Origin of the sequence: Duganella sp. CF458, assembly GCF_900113115.1 — a bacterium.
In the GTDB taxonomy this organism is placed as follows: domain Bacteria; phylum Pseudomonadota; class Gammaproteobacteria; order Burkholderiales; family Burkholderiaceae_D; genus Rugamonas.
In genome coordinates, this window is sequence record NZ_FOOF01000001.1 from 642,989 (window position 1) to 659,320 (window position 16,332).

Here is a 16,332-nt window from a genome sequence, read left to right on the forward strand (position 1 = left end):
CCGGTGAGGCTGAAAAATGCCGGCAGCAAAGCGGCAAAATATATCGTTCGAAATTGCAAGCTATTCCCCTTCTCAAAAGGACTGACACATGTCCCAAGATCACGTTCCCACGTTGTACGAATGGGTTGGCGGCACCGAAGCCCTGGGCCGCTTGACCACCCGCTTCTACCAACACGTCAAAGCCGACGCCCTGCTCGGCCCAGTCTTCGCCCATATGGGCGACCATCACCCCGCGCACGTCGCGGCCTTCCTCGGCGAAGTGCTGGGCGGGCCAACCGCCTATTCCGAAGCACATGGCGGCCATGCCCACATGATCCGCCAGCACCTGAACCGCCACCTGTCGCACGAACAGCGCCGCCGCTGGGTGGCGCTGTTGCTGGAGACCGCCGACGAACTGGCGATGCCCGACGATCCTGAATTCCGTTCGGCCCTGGTGGGCTACCTGGAATGGGGCTCGCGGCTGGCCGTCATCAACTCCCAGCCCGGTACGACGGTCGATGCCGACCAGCCGATGCCGAAGTGGGGCTGGGGCGAAGTCAAGGGGCCGTATAACCCTTAGTCCCGCGCTTGCCGGACTTCACGACCAGCGGGCGGACGTACGTGATCAAGCTGGCCAACGTCTTGCCCGGTTCCTCCCACGGCATCATTTGGGCCGAATGCTCATAGCTGATGCGTTCGTTCTCGCGCATATTGGCGACCTGTCCGATACCAACGTAGGCGGAGAACAGGTCCGGCCGTTTCAGCACGGCGCGCGTTGACAGGCATGGCGCGGATTCGGCGCAAGTCTGCGCCAACGATAATAGTGCAAATTTTGCATCTCCGCTCGCCCTCGGGACGAAAAAAAAACCGCCTTGCGGCGGCTTTTTTGGCTGGGACCTGGCTTAGAAACGGTAGCCGACCGACAGGCTGACTGCCAGCGGGTCCAGCTTGATGTCCAGCGTCTGGCCGGTGGAGAAGTGGGCGGTGGTCTTCAGCTTGGTCTTGACCACGTTCACGTCCGCGTAATAGCGATCGCCGAGCTTGGCGGTGGCGCCGATCACGATGCTGCCCGCATGCTTGGAATCCAGCGAGTAGGTCGCCGGCTCGCCGCCGGTGTTCAGCACGGCGGTCAGTTGCGCCGAGCCGGTCTCCTTCTGGAAGTAGGCGTAGGTGTAGCCAATGCCAACGTAAGGACGCACGTTGGCAGTCGGCTCGAACATACGGTACTGCAGGAAGATGGTCGGCGGCAGTGCTTCCGCGGTACCGAGCTTGCCGGTGCCTTCGATCGAACCGGCGCCGTACAAGGTGTGCTTGTAGGGCACGCCCAGCATCAGCTCAGTGCTCACGTTATCGGTGATCATGTAGCCGAGGCTGAAGATCGGCTTGGTGTCGGCACCCACTTCGGCCTTGATGCCCGGCTTGGAAGGCGCGGTCACGTCGCCGGAAGTCACGTCCGGCGAAATGCGGTTGACGCCGACCTTGCCCAGCCACTCACCCTTGGATTGCGCCGATGCGCCCGATGCTGCGCCCAGCGCGGCCACCACGGCCAGCAGCTTTACAGCGGTGTTGATACGTTGTGTCATTGTGTCTCCATTATCCTTTGATTACAGCCAGCCCTTGGCGACCATTTTTTCCGAAACATAGCGTGCCAGCAGCAGGTGCAGGAACGGGGTCGGGTGCACGGTGTCGGCGTAGGAGTAGTGGCTCACGTCGCCGGCCTTCAGGTTGTTCGCGCTGCAGCCCAGCGAGTTGCCCAGCGGGTTCTTGGCAGGAGTCAGGTCGCAAGCGGTGTCGGTGACGTTGGTCAGGCCGTATGGCGCAGGATTGGTTGCCTGGTCGTGGCTGGCGCTGTACGTATCGACCAGCAGGATCTTGGCATCGCCCGACAGGCCTGCCGCCAACGTGTCGTTGAAGGCTTTCACCATGCTGTCGATCAGGGCACGGGTGCTGGTCGATTGCGCCAGGCCGGACGGGGTATTGGCGATGTCCGGCATATTGTTCACCACCACGAAGTTGGCGCCGTTGGCCACCACCTGGGTCTTGACCAGCGCCACCAGTTCGGAACCTGCCTTGGCGATGGCCTGCACCAGCGACGGGGCTTGCGCGGCCGCATAGTCGGCGCCGGCCTTGGCACCCGCGGTAGCTGCATCGGACTGCGCCTTGGCGACCATCGGGCCGTACACGGTTGCCGAAGCGGCGGCGGTATTGCCAGCAGCGACAGCTGCAGTCACGGCTGCCTGCACGATGGAGGCGCTGGTGCTGCCGGCGCGCGCAGCTTCGGTGGCGATGGCCAGGCCGATCGATTGCGCAGCGGTGGCTGGGTTGGTGGCGCCGGCAGCCAGTTGGGTAGCCAGGCTGGTACCGAATGCGGTGTTGCCTGCTGCGGTGCCGGCGGCGGTGGCGCCAGACGACAGTTGCTCAAGACTGATCAGCACATCGTTGTTGCCGCCCATGACGTAGACGATTTCATCGCCTTTGAACTTGCCGCCCACGGCTGCCAGGTGGTTCTTGACCTGGGTAACCAGCGGCACGGTCAGCGCGCCCAGCGGGCTGCCGGTCAGCTTGTTGCCAGGGCCGACAGGATTAGTCACGCGGGCGCCGCCCTGCGCATAGCCGTAGCAGCCAGTCTTGGCTTGCACCGGCACGCTGAAGCCCTTGGAGGCGTCGCCATCCAGGCCGGTCACGGCCGGGCACGGCGCCGGCAGGCCGACTTGTGCAGCCATCAGCTCGGTCCAGTTCTTGCCGGTCAGTGCCGGATTGACAGCCGTGTTATTGCCGTTGATGGTGAAGGTACCGCCGCCGATGGCAGCCACGGCGCCGACTTTGTAGGTACCGACGTCCGACAAGCTGTCGCCGAAGGTCACCTGGGAGGAATATTTAAGTTTAGGCGATTGATCGCCTGGGCTTGGATCGTTGCCGCCGCAACCGGCAATAACTGCCGCTGCCATGACCGTCATGGCAAGTTTGAAATGACGCATTGTGTCTCCAGAGGGGGGATGATTTTTTATGGGCTTTGCGAACGCGCGTGCTATTCGCTGCTGGATTAATATGCCAGCTTGCTCTTGCTTGTTACAAGTAGAAATTTGTAAAAACAACAGCCATGCCCAATCAAGGGCAGCGACTGTAGCAGCCACGCATCAGCATTGCAAGTCACGTCTCTTCCAGCCAGGGCGGCCGGGCAAATTCCTGCTTCAGGAAATCGACGAAACGGCGCGTGCGCTGGGGCCGTTGCCGGGCGTTTGCCGGCAGCAGCGCGACGATATCGGCTTCCGGCAACGCGTGATCCGGCAGCACCCGGCACAGGGCGCCGCTGCGCAATTCAGCCGCTATATCCCATTCCGAGCGCAGCATGACGCCGTGGCCGTCCAGCGCCCATTGCTTGACGACGCGGCCATCGTTGCAGGCCAGCGCTGGCTCGATGCGCATGGTCCGGTACTGGCTGGTTCCAGGCGGCAGCAGCTTCCAGCGCGTGGCATCCTCCTCATTCTCGCGCAGGGCGAGGCAGGCATGCGCCGCCAACTCCCCCAGGTCACGGGGGCTGCCATGCCGTGCGAGGTAAGACGGCGCCGCGCACAGGTAGCGCCGGTTACGCGCCAGCACCTGTTGCCGCAGGCTTGAGTCCCGCATTGCGCCGATATGGATCACCACGTCCCAGCCCTCATGCAGGCGGAGGTTGGGCCGGTCCGACAATTCCAGCTCGAAGGCCAGCGCCGGGTGCCGCGCCCGGAAGCGCGCTGCCAGCGGGGCGATATGCGCGCTGCCGAATCCGATCGGCGCCAGCACCCGCAAGCGCCCCGCCAACTCATCGCGCTGTTCGTGCAAGGCGAGCTGCAAGGCTTCCATCTCGGCCAGGATGGCTTGCGCACGCTCGGCCAGCAGCTGTCCCTGCTCGGTCAGCGCAATGCCGCGCCCCTGGCGGTCCGCCAGCTTGAGGCGCAGCTTGTCTTCGATCGTTTGCAGGCGCTGGGTCACCGAGGACGGCGTCACGTCCAGCAGGCGCGCCGTGGCCGACAACGATGGCTGGCTGGCCAGCGCGCAGAAAAAGCGCAGGTCGTCAGTGGAGAGCATTAAGGCCAGCCTTAATCAAATAGTTATGGAATCTTAAGCACGAACTTTATTCCATTTATTAGAATTCCGGCAATGAAAATTCCTGTCCTCCTCCTTGCCCTTGGTGCGCTTTGCTGCGCGCCCCTGCGCGCCGATCCGGCCCGCTTCACGCCTGCGCAGTTGCAGCAGGACCTGCAATTCGTGCGCGACGCCATCGCAAGCACCCATCCCGAGCCGGCGCTGCGCTCGGGCCAGCAAGCCTACGATCAAGCCTTCCTCGCAGCGCGCGGCAAGCTGGAACAGCCCATGTCGCGCGACGAAGCATGGCGCGTGCTGGCGGCCATGAATCCCGTTTTCAACGATGCCCACCTCGGCGTCATTTTCCCCGACTGGCGGGCGGAAACCCGGGCGCACCTGCAGGCGGGCGGCACGCTATTTCCATTCGAAGTAGTGATCGATGGCCGGCAACGCTTGCGCATCGTCGACGCGCTGGGCGGCGGCACGACCGCGCTGGCCGGCCGTGAGATCGAGGCCATCAATGGTGTGCCGGCGGCGCGCATCCTGCGCGAACTGGGCGCGCTGGTGCATGGCGATACGCCGGCCTTCCGCGACAAGCTGCTGGAGCGCCGCTTTTGGCTGTACTACTGGAAGAACTATGGCGCAACCGACCGCTTTACGCTGCAAGCCGGCGGGAAAGCGCTGGAAGTGCCCGCCGCAACGGCCGTGCCGGTCGCGGTGGCGGGTGAAAAGTCGTTCGAGCAAACTTTCCAGTTCCGCATGCTGCCAGGCGGTGCCGGGCTGCTGACCGTCAACCAGTTCGGCTGGCCGGACAAGCAGCGCTTCTACGATTTCACCGAACGCGCTTTTACCACCTTGCGCGATGCCGGTGCGCAGACGCTGTTGATCGACGTGCGTGAAAACGGCGGCGGCGATGACGATATGTGGAAGACCGGCATCCTGCGCTATATTGCGGACAAACCCTATCGCAACGGTTCCAGCTATGTGAAGAAGGTGCTGGAGGGGCGCGCCGGCCCCGGCGAAAAAGTGGGCGACATCGTCGCCGGCAACGTCGATAACTGGGTACAGCCTGAGCCTGCGCATCCGCTGCATTTCGACGGCAAGGTGTTCGTGCTGGTAGGGGACCTGACGTATTCGTCCGCCATCCTGTTCAGCAATACGGTGCAGGACCACGGCTTCGCCAAGCTGGTTGGCGCTGGCGGTTATGCCTATGTGCGACAGACCGGCGGCACGCAGAAGCAGCACGTACTGCCGAACACCGGGCTGGAAGTCGTGGTGCCGCGCTTCGTGCTCGATCGCCCTTCAGGTAAGCGCGAACCGGCCCTGGTGCAGCCGGATATCGTGCTGACCGACGATCCCTTCGATCGCAACGCGCTGGTCAAGGCGCTCCTACGGCATCCTGCCGCAACAGCGAATTGAAGTAGTTGCGGGCAGCCAGCAGGCAGGGGGCGCCGGCCAGACGGGAATGATAGCTTTCCATCAGCAGCTCCGTGGCGCTGCGGTCGCTCTTCTCGGCTGCCTCCTCCGCCTTTTTCATGCCCTCGGCACTGATCAGGGCGAAGCTGCGGCGGGCGGTGCTGAATTCATCCTGTGCGCCCTGCTCTTCCAGGTCGACCACCGTGGGCGGCGCCCCATGCAGGCTGAAATATTCCGCCGCCGCCGTGGCGTTAAAGAAAGGCACCGACGGATCCTTGCTGCCGCCGCATAGCAGCAAGGGGCTGTGCGGCGTGTAGTTGCGCAAGTCGTTCTTCAGCATCCATTTGCGCAGGTTGTTGGCGGGCGTGCAGCCGCCATCATCGCAGGGATGCCGGGCCAGGTCTTGCAGGTAGGCTTCCCGGTAACTGGTACGCACCAGGTGCGGATTGCTGAAGTAGATCGAACTGCCGCTACCCTGCGGCTGCGAATCAAGCGCGAACAGCGCCGATTTGGGCAGCTTGCCTTGCTTGAGCAGCTCCTTGCGCGTCATCTTGGTGGGGAACAGGGTCTCGATGCCGCTGGCATACTGCAGCTCGTACAGTTCTTCCGGCTTGCTGTAGATGGCGGCGCCGGCACGCTGGGCGGAAGTGGCAATCAAAGGCAGGTAAATGGTGATGCCGGCGTTCGGCTGGCCGCTGAAGACCATATCGGAAAAGCGTGCCATGGCATACGGACCGGACAGGCCGGCCGCTGCGGTGACCTTGAACTCGCTGCCCTGCTGCATCGCGCGCTGCGTGGCCAACGTCACATGGCCGCCTTGCGAATAGCCCGCCAGGAATAGCTGCGGCCCTGGACGCACCTTGAGCATCGTCATCGCGCTGCGGGCGGCGCGCATGGCGTCGATCATGTCGGCCGATTGCTGCTCGGCGTTCAGGTAGGGGTGATACGGCAGCGAAGAGCCCTCGTAGCCGGCGTAATTGGGAGCGACAACGATATAGCCTTGCGCGGTGAACAAGGCAGCCACCAGCTTGGCCTCGCCGCGCAGGCGCGCCATATTGTGGTCCTTGGCGGTCGACGTGCCGTGGGCGTACAGCAGCACGGGACGCGGACCCTGGCAGGCGGGATCCTTGCCCGATGGCAGGATCAATGCGGTGCTGGCGTCGGTCGGTTCGCCGCCGCCGCCGACGGTGCTGTAACGCAGGCTGTAAGTCGTGATCGTACAGCGCGGCTTGCCGGCCGCTTCAGCCAGCGCGCTACCGGCCTTCTCCAGCACTTCGGCCAACATCTCGGGTTCGATGCGCTTGGCGGTGCTGAAAACACCAGTCTCGATGCGGGACAGGGTCGGGCCGGACAGCAGCGTGCCGCGTTCGGGGACCGACAGCATGGACCGTGAGACGGACGATTCAGCGGCAAAAGTACAAAGCGGAGATGCGGTCAGCATGCCCGCAACACAAGCTGCAACTACCGGAATGCGGCACATGTTCAGCCTCCGTGCTCACGTGGGGAATGCCACTTGAGCTGAGTACGCGGCATCCATGACATAAGCATACTCCTCCGGCTCAACGGGCCGCGCCACAAATCGTCGAGCAATCGTAAGACCGCCATGCACCTGCATGACGCCTTCGCAGGCGCCAAAGCGCAATGTCGTAAATGTCGCCAAGAGACAACACTGCAGGCATATCCAACGAACGCCGGCTTGTCGCGCATCAAGATTCCCGGTCCCTTGGCATGCCACGATGGCCTCTCATTTCCCCGATAATGGAACCGCCCATGGCGACGCACCTGGCTGTCGATCTGAATTCCGGAGGTAGACGGGCCGCGGGGTACGCCACCCCGAAGCAGGACAAGGCACCGCAAGTAATGCACCTGCCTCCAAAGCGAGTCATCCCGATCGTGTTCCTACCCGGGATCATGGGATCGAACTTGCGCTTGAGCGCAGAACGGCAGCAGCATCTTAACAAGGGAAACAACATCGCTTGGCGCCCGGATCGGTTGAATGAAGTGACCGAGTTTCTAGAGGCGGCACCCATCCGACGCCAATTACAACTGGATCCTCGCACGACTGAGGTGGATAGCTACGACGACGGGCATGCTTCGACAGGTAATGCGACGGAAAGCGCGGGTATGCGCCAGGATCACAGCAAGGTCAGGGTGGCACTGCGGTTCGAGGTGGACTCTCCCCTGCTGTCCGACGATCCGCCTACCTGTACACCTCGCCGAACCAAAAAGAAAAGGCGCGGGCACGAGGTTGGGGCGAAGTACTCTTCGGCAGTTACCGTCATATTCTGGAACGCTGCGAACAGCATTTGAACCGCCCGAAAGCTGACGGTTATTGGGAAGACATCATCGACAAAAATCCCGCGATATGGGGCGCCGCAGCAAATCCAGCGCTTACGCCACTTACCGCAGGAGAACTCGAAGCTGCCACCAAGGGCTGCATGTTCCCAGTCCATGCCATGGGATACAACTGGCTGCAATCAAATGCCAGGTCGGCAAAGGTTTTGGCAGAAAGAATTCAGCACTTGATTCTTACTTACAAAGGACAAGGCTTCACCTGCGAAAAAGTCATTCTCATTACCCATTCGATGGGCGGCTTGGTTGCCCGCGCGTTGATTCATCCGAAGATGGGGAATCTCAAAGACCAAGTACTTGGCATCGTGCATGGCGTGATGCCTGCGCTCGGGGCGCCAGCTGCGTACAGGCGAATGCGATGCGGCTTCGAAGAAGGTTCGCTAAGAATGAACCCAGCGCCAAAATTCTTGGGCAATTCTGGCAACGAAGTAACCGCAGTTCTCGGAAATTCACCAGGCGGTTTGCAGCTTCTGCCAAGTTGCGCATATGGAAACGGTTGGTTAGAAGTCCGTAAAAACGGCATTCTGCTTGATCAGTTTCCAAAGAATGGCGACCCCTATCAAGAAATTTACTGTTTGCGTGGAAAATGGTTCGGGCTGCTTCGAGAAGAATGGCTGAACCCAGCCAACAACGCATATGCCGGACTTACGGCCACTATAGATCTCTTGCAGGATGCCCGACAATTCCATCTCGATATTGCAGATACTTTCCACGAACAGAGCTACGGGCATTATGGCGCTGATACGTTGCGTGCGTCGTGGGAACGTATCGTCTGGAATTTAAGCGGTTCCTTAGCGGATTCAGCCTGGGCGGACTATCGCATCACCAATGACAGTATGAAGGGAAAACTTACTCTTGCAGGGACGACGGCCCGTGGCGGCAAGGTAGCAGGGATCCACGTTGAATTAGGTCCGTCGCAAGGCGCCGGCGATCAAACAGTCCCTTTACGTTCATCAGACAGGCAACTCTTGAGCGGACGCTTCAAGGCAATTTTTCGTCAGACTGGTTATGAGCATCAAAATAGCTATAGCAGCACCGCAGTCTTACACTCCACTCTGTTTTCTATCGTCAGGATTGCCGCCACTATGAATTGGAAAGATGATGCGTGACTCACTCCGGATAAAGATGTGCTCTCTCTTAGCGTTGCTGCTTGTATCCAACCAAACATTCGCGGCAGATAAGCGTAAAGCAATGGAGAAAAATATGACCGTCATCACAAAACGGATTGACCAGATCAAAGGCGAAAAACGAACCATCTGCCTGGGCAGGTTCCTGATCGACGTGCCCAAAAATGCTGAAGTCGTTTATGGACCTGCGCGTGTGCCGGTTTATCTTTCACGGCTTGAAGGCGAAGGAAGAAACATGGAGGCTACCTTGAAGCGGGCTACAGCCACAGTTTCATCTCAACTAAAATATGCGGACGAAGAGCTGAACGGTCAAAATTCGATGCTAGGCAAAATACTTGCTGGGGCCGGCGAATTTCATAAAATGGTCTTCGACGTCGACAGAGCTGTCGGCTCCTACTACAACGTTCGATCCTATATTCGCATTGGAAAAGATCTTTACCTACAAGAGTATCCGGTCAGTGGTAAGGACAGCACATACCTCGAAGCGACCGACCTCTTAACAGAAGTTGCCCGTTCCTTGCGCAGCCGTGCAGACGATGAAATTCCGAATGAACCAGGCGTTTGTCTGGATGGAGCCTTCTTGCGCGAGCCGTCGCGCTACATGCTGGAAGAAGTCACATTGGGCATCCGTTTGAAGGAGTTCCCTGACGTCCACATGGCAATCGAAATGACGAAGAAGGACATCTTCATCGAATCGGACGCCTTGGAGCCAAGGATGATCCGTGCGAAACAGGCCGCAATCAAGTCCGGTATGGGGAAGTGGTACTCGCAGATTAAATTGCTACGCAGCGGCTACCGCCAGCTAGGCGGTTGGCATGGTTTCGAAGTCCTGGCGCATAAGCCAGCGCAGAAGCATGAAGGCGAGAACCACGAATTTGCCTTCCAAAGCCACGGCGAGCCCAAGAATCCCTTGTTGCCAGTACTTCAGATTGAACTTCACACCGGGGTCAAAGGCAACACAACTGGCAGCACAAAGCCTTCAATCACCGATGAGGAAGCCATATCACTGTGGGACACCGTTATCGGCTCAATCAGGCCCCGACCGATGGCAGTGCATCCCTAGCCGGCATCGCCGGTTCAGGATTTCAGGAAACGCTCAATAATGCCAGTCGAACCGAAGGCGGCGCGGCGCAGGCGGTCGTTAACGCCCAGCCAGGCATCGTCGCTCGGTGGTGTTTCCACGAGAATCAGCTCGACCTGCTGCTGGTCCATCGCGCGCAACGCGGCATACACACCATAAGCATACCCTTTTGGCTCGGCCGGGAGCGCCACATTTGGTAGAGAGAGCGCAAACGGCGAGTAGTGGATCAGCGCGGCACACCGCCCTCGCAGCGTAAGTTCTGCAAGGGTTTTTTCGATGTCGCCAGTCGGCAACAGTGCCACCGGCGCCTTCGGCGCGTAATGCGATTCCAGCGTGCCGGAAGCGCGCGGCGCGGCCTGGTCAGGCTGGCGCGGCATGGTGCCGATCACGTCGGCGATCTGCTGCGCGGTGATGTGGCCGGGACGCAGCAGCACCGGGCCGTGCGTGGCCAGGCGCGACAGGTCGAGGATGGTCGATTCAATGCCAACCTGGCTCGAGCCGCCATCGAGGATGGCCGCCAGGCGCGGGTCGTCGCCGAATTCGTCATGCACGTGCTGGGCAGTGGTCGGGCTGACATTGCCGAACTTGTTAGCCGATGGCGCAGCCACGCCGCCCTTGCCTTCCTTGAATGCTTGCAGCAGTTGCATGGCAACCGGGTGCGACGGGCAGCGGATGCCGACCGTATCCTGGCCGCCGGAAACGGCGTCGGGAATGTGGGCATTGCGTTTCAGGATCAGGGTCAACGGGCCGGGCCAGAAGGCGCGCGCCAGGGCGCGCGCTTCATCGGGTACCTCGGTGGTCCAGTAATCGATGTCGGCACCGGGGGCGACGTGCACGATCACCGGATGGTCTTGCGGGCGGCCTTTGGCAGCATAAATCTTGGCGACGGCGGCCGGGTTCTCGGCATCCGCACCGAGGCCGTACACGGTCTCGGTGGGGAAGGCGACCAGGTCGCCATTCGCCAGCGCGGCTGCCGCGCCGGCGATATCGCGGGATGCTGCGTCGGTCATGCTTCGATCCCGAGGACGGCGCAGGCGGCATGGAGGTGCTGCTGCGCTTCGGCCAGCGTCGGCGCAACGAAGGTCAGGTGACCCATCTTGCGGGCGCGGCGCGGTTCTTCCTTGCCGTACAGGTGCAGGTTGGCGCCTGGCAGGGCCAGTACCTGGTCCCACGCAGGTTCACGCACATCGTCGCCTTCGTACCAGATGTCGCCGAGGATGTTCAGCATGACTGCCGGCGAATGCTGGCGCACATCGCCGAGCGGCAGGCCGGCCATGGCACGCACCTGCTGTGCGAACTGGCTGGTGACGCAGGCGTCGATCGTGTAGTGGCCGCTGTTATGCGGACGCGGCGCCATCTCGTTGACCACCAGCGAACCATCGGCCAGCACGAAGAACTCGATGCACAGGACGCCCACGTAGCCCAGTTCCGCCACGATGGCCTTCGCTGCCGCTTGCGCCTTGGCAGCGCAATCGCCGGTGATGTTCGGGCCCGGTACGGTAGTCGTGAACAGGATGCCGTCGCGGTGCACGTTTTCGGCGATCGGGTAAACCACCGAGGCGCCGTCGGCACCGCGTGCGGTCAGCACGGATACCTCGTACGCCAGCGGCAGCATCTTCTCCAGCAGGCAGGTCACCTGGCCCATGCCATCAAAGGCGGCACGCACGTCGTCGCGCGATTTCACGCGCACCTGGCCCTTGCCGTCGTAGCCCATGCGGACAGTCTTCAGGATGCCCGGCAGCAGGTCCTCGCTGATGGCGTCGATATCGGCGTCGGTGGCGATCACTTTATGCGGCGCCGGCATCACGCCCGACTTGGCGGCGCTGGCAACAAAGAAGCTCTTCTCCGCAATGCGGTCCTGCGCCACGGACACGCCGTGGGCATTCGGCGCCACGAAGACCGATTGCGCCAGGCGCGACAGGCTGTCGGCCGGCACGTTCTCGAACTCGGTGGTGACGGCCACGCATTGCGCAGCCAGTGCATCGAGGCCGGCGGCATCGTTGTAGCCGGCATTGATCAGGCGATTCGCCGCCTGTCCCGCAGGACAGTCGGCGGCCGGCTCCAGCACGGCCACGTTGTAGCCCATGCTCTGCGCAGCGTGCGCGAACATGCGGCCAAGCTGGCCGCCGCCCATCACGCCCAGCCACGCTGGAGGGTTCTTCACATTACTCATACAGGCAAAACCATTGCTTTAGCGGCCGCGGTCTGGGACACGCGGAATTCTTCCAGTTTGGCGGCCAGCGCGTCGTCGGTGGTGGCGATGATCGCCACCGCGGTCAGGCCCGCGTTGGCAGCGCCAGCCTCGCCGATGGCGAAGGTCGACACCGGCACGCCCTTCGGCATCTGCACGATGGACAGCAGCGAGTCTTCGCCGCGCAGGTACTTGGACGGAACAGGCACGCCCAGCACCGGCACGATGGTCATGGCAGCGACCATGCCCGGCAGGTGGGCCGCGCCGCCGGCGCCGGCGATGATGGCGCGCAGGCCTCGGGCGCGGGCGCTCTTGGCGTAGGCATACATTTCGTCCGGCATGCGGTGGGCGGAGATCACTTGCGCTTCATACGGTACGCCGAACTGCTTCAGCATGTCGACGGCGTTCTTCATCACGTCCCAGTCCGAGGACGAGCCCATGATGATGCCGACCAACGGTTTGCTCATTGGCTGATTCTCTGGCATGGCTTATACCTTCAGCTTTTCGCCGGTCAGACGTTCGATGGCTTCGAAGTACTTGGCCTGGGTTTTTTCAATCACTTCCGCCGGCAGGGCTGGTGCCGGTGGGGTCTTGTTCCAGTCCTTCAGGGTTTCCAAGTAGTCGCGCACGAACTGCTTGTCGTAGGACGGAGGGGAGATGCCGGGACGGTAGGAGTCCGCCGGCCAGAAGCGCGAGGAATCGGCGGTCAGGACTTCGTCCATCAGGTGCAGGACGCCGTTGTCGTCCAGGCCGAACTCGAACTTGGTGTCGGCGATGATGATGCCTTTGGTGGCCGCGTAGTCGGCAGCGGTGGTGTACAGCTTGATTGCCACTGCGCGGATCTTGGCGGCCAGTTCGGCGCCGATTTTCTGTTCCATCTCTTCGAAGGAGATGTTTTCGTCGTGCTCACCCAGGTCGGCCTTGGCGGCCGGGGTGAAGATTGGTTCCGGCAGTTTGTCGGCTTGCTGCAGGCCTTCCGGCAGCTTGATGCCGCAGATCGCGCCGCTGGCCTGGTAGTCTTTCCAGCCGGAGCCGATGATGTAGCCGCGTACCACCGCTTCCACCAGGATCGGCTTCAGGCGCTTCGCAACGACTGCGCGGCCTTTGACCTGCTCCACTTCGTCTTGTGCCACGACCGATTCCGGGCTGACGCCGGTCAGGTGGTTAGGGACGATGTGGCCCAGTTTCTCGAACCAGAAATCGGACATCTGGTTCAGGACCATGCCTTTGCCGGGGATCGGCTCGTTCATCACGACGTCGAACGCGGACAGGCGGTCGGTGGTGACGATCAGGATCTTGTCGGTGCCGACGGCGTAGTTGTCGCGCACTTTACCGTGGCCCAGCAGGGGGAGGGATTTGATGGAGGATTTGTACAGGCTGTTCATGGCGGGGACTCTGAGATTTTTAGAACCGGTAAACCAGTGTCTGACCCACGGGGTCAGACACTTGGCAAGTTCACGCGGCGCTGGCGCATCAGGTGTCTGACCCTGCGGGTCAGACACCGCTTTGCCGGTTGTATTACTTGACGATCTGGGCCAGCTCGCCGGCCTTGTAACGCTCAGCCATCTTCTCCAGCGAGACCGGCTTGATCATCGACGCACGGCCTTCGCAGCCGAACGACAGGAAGCGTGCCTTGACCACTTCTTCAGCGGCAGCGCGGGCTGGCTTCAGGAAGTCGCGCGGGTCGAACTTCGATGGATTCTCGAACATGTACTTGCGCACGGCAGCGGTCATGGCCAGGCGGATATCGGTATCGATATTGATCTTGCGCACGCCGTGACGGATGCCTTCCTGGATTTCTTCCACCGGCACGCCGTAGGTTTCCTTCATGTCGCCGCCGAATTCGCGGATGATGGCCAGCAGTTCCTGCGGCACCGAGGAAGAACCGTGCATCACCAGGTGGGTGTTAGGGATGCGGGCGTGGATTTCCTTGATGCGGTCGATCGCCAGGATGTCGCCGGTTGGCTTGCGGGTGAACTTGTAGGCGCCGTGCGAGGTGCCGATCGCGATCGCCAGCGCGTCGCACTGGGTCTTCTGCACGAAGTCGGCAGCTTGTGCCACGTCGGTCAGCAGCTGTTCGCGGGTCATGGTGCCTTCCGCGCCGTGGCCGTCTTCCTTGTCGCCCTTCATGGTTTCCAGGGAACCCAGCACGCCCAGTTCCGCTTCCACGGTCACGCCGATCGAGTGGGAGAACTTCACCACTTCTTTCGACACTTCCACGTTGTATTCGTAGGAAGCGACGGACTTGCCGTCAGCCATCAGGGAGCCGTCCATCATCACGGAGGAGAAGCCGGACTTGATGGCAGCCATGCAGACTGCCGGCGACTGGCCGTGGTCCTGGTGCATCACGACCGGGATGTGCGGGTAGGCTTCGATCGCTGCGTCGATCAGGTGGCGCAGGAAGGCTTCGCCAGCGTATTTACGGGCGCCGGCGGAAGCCTGCATGATCACCGGCGCGTTGACGGCGTCGGCGGCGGCCATGATGGCCTGCACTTGTTCCAGGTTGTTGACGTTGAAAGCCGGGATGCCGTAGCCGTGTTCAGCGGCGTGGTCCAGCAGTTGGCGCATGGATACGAGGGACATGGTAGAACTCCAATAACAATAAAGAAATCGTTAGCGTTTATCGTGCCGAGTCGGCGCGGTGAGTAAACTCACCTACTTTCACGATACGCAGTGCGTTCGTGCCGCCCACCTTGCCCATCGGCGCACCCCAGGTAACCACAATCATATCGCCCTTCTGGGCAATACCCTGTCTTACCAGGAGGTCTTCCGCGTTGCGCAACACGACGTCGGTCGGTGCGTCCTGCATCAGTTGGTGGGTGCACACGTTACGGTACAAGGCCAGCTTGCGCTGGGTGGTGGTGCTCGGCGTGAGCGCAATAATCGGGGTGTCGATGTTGTGGCGGCTCATCCACAGCGCGGTGGAGCCGGATTCGGTCAGGGCCACAATCGCCTTCACGCGCAGGTGGTGCGCGGTGAACAGGGCGCCATAGGCGATCGACTGGTCGATGCGGGTGAAGCGGGCGTTCAGGAAGTCCGCATCGAGTTTGTTGTATTCGGATTGCTCGGCTTCGGTGCAGATGGCCGCCATCATTTCCACAGTTTCCACCGGGTATTTACCGGACGCGGTTTCGGCCGAGGTCATCACGGCATCGGTACCGTCCAGCACGGCGTTGGCCACGTCGGACACTTCGGCGCGGGTCGGCACGGCGTTGAAGATCATCGACTCCATCATCTGGGTCGCGGTGATGGCGATCTTGTTCGACTCGCGCGCCATGCGGATCATGCGCTTTTGCAGCGCAGGCACGGCGGCATTGCCTACTTCGACAGCCAGGTCGCCGCGGGCCACCATGATGCCGTCGGAGGCGTTCAGGATTTCCTGCAGCGCAGGAATCGCTTCAGCGCGCTCGATCTTGGCGATCATCATCGGCTTGAAGCCGAACGGCTCGCCGGCGATATTCGCCAGCTGGCGCGCCATTTCCATATCGGTGGAGTTTTTCGGGAACGAGATCGCCAGGTAATCGGCCTGGAACGACATCGCGGTCTTGATGTCTTCCATGTCCTTGGCGGTCAGCGCCGGCGCGGTCAGGCCGCCGCCCTGGCGGTTGATGCCCTTGTTGTTGGACAGCTCGCCGCCGATCTTCACGGTGGTATAGATTTCGCTGCCGACGATCTTGTCCACGGTCAGCACGATCAGGCCATCGTTCAGCAGCAGCACGTCGGCCGGCCGCACGTCGCTCGGCAGGCTCTTGTAGTCCAGGCCCACACGCTCCTGGTTGCCCAGTTCGCCGTTCTCGCCCCATTTGGCATCCAGGATGAACTTGTCGCCCTTGGCCAGCTCGATCTTGTTGTTCTCGAACTTGCCGATACGGATCTTCGGACCCTGCATGTCGGCCATGATCGCCACTTCCTTGCCGCATTCCGCAGCCGCCTGTCGCACCAGGGCAGCGCGATCGATATGATCCTGCGCCTTGCCGTGGGAGAAATTCAGGCGGACCACGTCGACGCCTGCCTTGATCATCTGGATCAGGATGCTGAGGTCGGTCGAAGCTGGGCCGATAGTTGCGACGATCTTGGTACCACGTGCCATGAAGGTTTCCTTCGTGTGAGCTTAAAAAAGT

At 61.5% G+C, this 16,332-nt stretch carries 16 protein-coding genes; 5 read left to right on the forward strand and 11 right to left on the reverse strand.

What is annotated here, in order from left to right; genetic code table 11:
• Positions 1-88: 88 nt before the first annotated feature.
• Positions 89-559, forward strand: coding sequence for a group II truncated hemoglobin (locus tag BM269_RS02925; RefSeq protein ID WP_090435514.1), 471 nt, complete (start codon positions 89-91; stop codon positions 557-559).
• On the opposite strand, the gene BM269_RS02930 is transcribed toward BM269_RS02925, so the two are convergent.
• The 4 genes from BM269_RS02930 to BM269_RS02945 all read right to left on the reverse strand — a co-directional run bounded on the left by BM269_RS02930 (position 537) and on the right by BM269_RS02945 (position 4,047).
• A complete protein-coding gene (locus BM269_RS02930; RefSeq protein ID WP_090435515.1) occupies positions 537-794 on the reverse strand; it encodes a hypothetical protein in 258 nt (85 codons plus the stop codon). The genes BM269_RS02925 and BM269_RS02930 overlap by 23 nt on opposite strands.
• 87 nt (positions 795-881) lie before the next feature.
• Positions 882-1,562, reverse strand: a complete 681-nt coding sequence (locus BM269_RS02935) for an OmpW/AlkL family protein (protein WP_170860265.1) — start codon at positions 1,560-1,562, stop codon at positions 882-884.
• A 21-nt stretch (positions 1,563-1,583) separates the two neighbouring features.
• Positions 1,584-2,957 carry an SGNH/GDSL hydrolase family protein gene (locus tag BM269_RS02940; protein ID WP_090435516.1) on the reverse strand — a complete coding sequence of 458 codons (1,374 nt, stop codon included), beginning with the start codon at positions 2,955-2,957 and terminating at the stop codon, positions 1,584-1,586.
• A gap of 172 nt (positions 2,958-3,129) precedes the next feature.
• On the reverse strand, positions 3,130-4,047 hold the full coding sequence (locus BM269_RS02945) for a LysR substrate-binding domain-containing protein (RefSeq protein ID WP_090435517.1): 918 nt from the start codon (positions 4,045-4,047) through the stop codon (positions 3,130-3,132).
• A 72-nt stretch (positions 4,048-4,119) separates the two neighbouring features.
• Here BM269_RS02945 and BM269_RS02950 point away from each other — a divergent pair, with 72 nt between their 5' ends.
• Positions 4,120-5,463 (forward strand): S41 family peptidase, encoded by a 1,344-nt coding sequence (locus BM269_RS02950; protein ID WP_090435518.1) that lies wholly within the window; start codon positions 4,120-4,122, stop codon positions 5,461-5,463.
• On the opposite strand, the gene BM269_RS02955 is transcribed toward BM269_RS02950, so the two are convergent.
• Positions 5,423-6,901 (reverse strand): alpha/beta hydrolase family protein, encoded by a 1,479-nt coding sequence (locus BM269_RS02955; protein ID WP_170860266.1) that lies wholly within the window; start codon positions 6,899-6,901, stop codon positions 5,423-5,425. The genes BM269_RS02950 and BM269_RS02955 overlap by 41 nt on opposite strands.
• Before the next feature lie 329 nt (positions 6,902-7,230).
• On the opposite strand from BM269_RS02955, the gene BM269_RS29730 reads away from it, so the two are divergent.
• The 3 genes from BM269_RS29730 to BM269_RS02965 all read left to right on the forward strand — a co-directional run bounded on the left by BM269_RS29730 (position 7,231) and on the right by BM269_RS02965 (position 10,002).
• Complete coding sequence (locus BM269_RS29730) at positions 7,231-7,770, forward strand: hypothetical protein (RefSeq protein ID WP_229204468.1); 540 nt, start codon at positions 7,231-7,233, stop codon at positions 7,768-7,770.
• Complete coding sequence (locus BM269_RS02960; RefSeq protein ID WP_229204469.1) at positions 7,767-8,921, forward strand: alpha/beta hydrolase; 1,155 nt, start codon at positions 7,767-7,769, stop codon at positions 8,919-8,921. Before BM269_RS29730 ends, BM269_RS02960 begins: the two co-directional genes overlap by 4 nt.
• A gap of 94 nt (positions 8,922-9,015) precedes the next feature.
• Positions 9,016-10,002, forward strand: a complete 987-nt coding sequence (locus BM269_RS02965) for a T6SS immunity protein Tli4 family protein (RefSeq protein ID WP_139232654.1) — start codon at positions 9,016-9,018, stop codon at positions 10,000-10,002.
• A gap of 14 nt (positions 10,003-10,016) precedes the next feature.
• Here BM269_RS02965 and BM269_RS02970 read toward each other — a convergent pair whose 3' ends face one another.
• From BM269_RS02970 to pyk, 6 genes are all read right to left on the reverse strand, one after another.
• Positions 10,017-11,030: an L-threonylcarbamoyladenylate synthase gene (locus tag BM269_RS02970; protein WP_090435521.1), complete on the reverse strand. Its 1,014-nt coding sequence runs from the start codon at positions 11,028-11,030 to the stop codon at positions 10,017-10,019.
• Complete coding sequence (locus tag BM269_RS02975) at positions 11,027-12,154, reverse strand: 5-(carboxyamino)imidazole ribonucleotide synthase (protein WP_229204481.1); 1,128 nt, start codon at positions 12,152-12,154, stop codon at positions 11,027-11,029. The genes BM269_RS02970 and BM269_RS02975 overlap by 4 nt, the downstream gene beginning before the upstream one ends.
• Positions 12,155-12,189: 35 nt before the next feature.
• Positions 12,190-12,678 carry a 5-(carboxyamino)imidazole ribonucleotide mutase gene (purE, locus tag BM269_RS02980; protein WP_090435523.1) on the reverse strand — a complete coding sequence of 163 codons (489 nt, stop codon included), beginning with the start codon at positions 12,676-12,678 and terminating at the stop codon, positions 12,190-12,192.
• 21 nt (positions 12,679-12,699) lie between these two features.
• Entirely contained in the window at positions 12,700-13,596 is an 897-nt protein-coding gene (locus tag BM269_RS02985; protein ID WP_090435524.1) for a phosphoribosylaminoimidazolesuccinocarboxamide synthase, read from the reverse strand.
• Between the two features lie 133 nt (positions 13,597-13,729).
• Positions 13,730-14,794: a class II fructose-bisphosphate aldolase gene (gene fba / locus BM269_RS02990; protein WP_090435525.1), complete on the reverse strand. Its 1,065-nt coding sequence runs from the start codon at positions 14,792-14,794 to the stop codon at positions 13,730-13,732.
• A 37-nt stretch (positions 14,795-14,831) separates the two neighbouring features.
• The gene (gene pyk, locus BM269_RS02995; protein ID WP_090435526.1) at positions 14,832-16,301 is read right to left on the reverse strand and encodes a pyruvate kinase; all 1,470 of its coding nucleotides are present in this window, start codon (positions 16,299-16,301) and stop codon (positions 14,832-14,834) included.
• Positions 16,302-16,332: the final 31 nt, after the last annotated feature.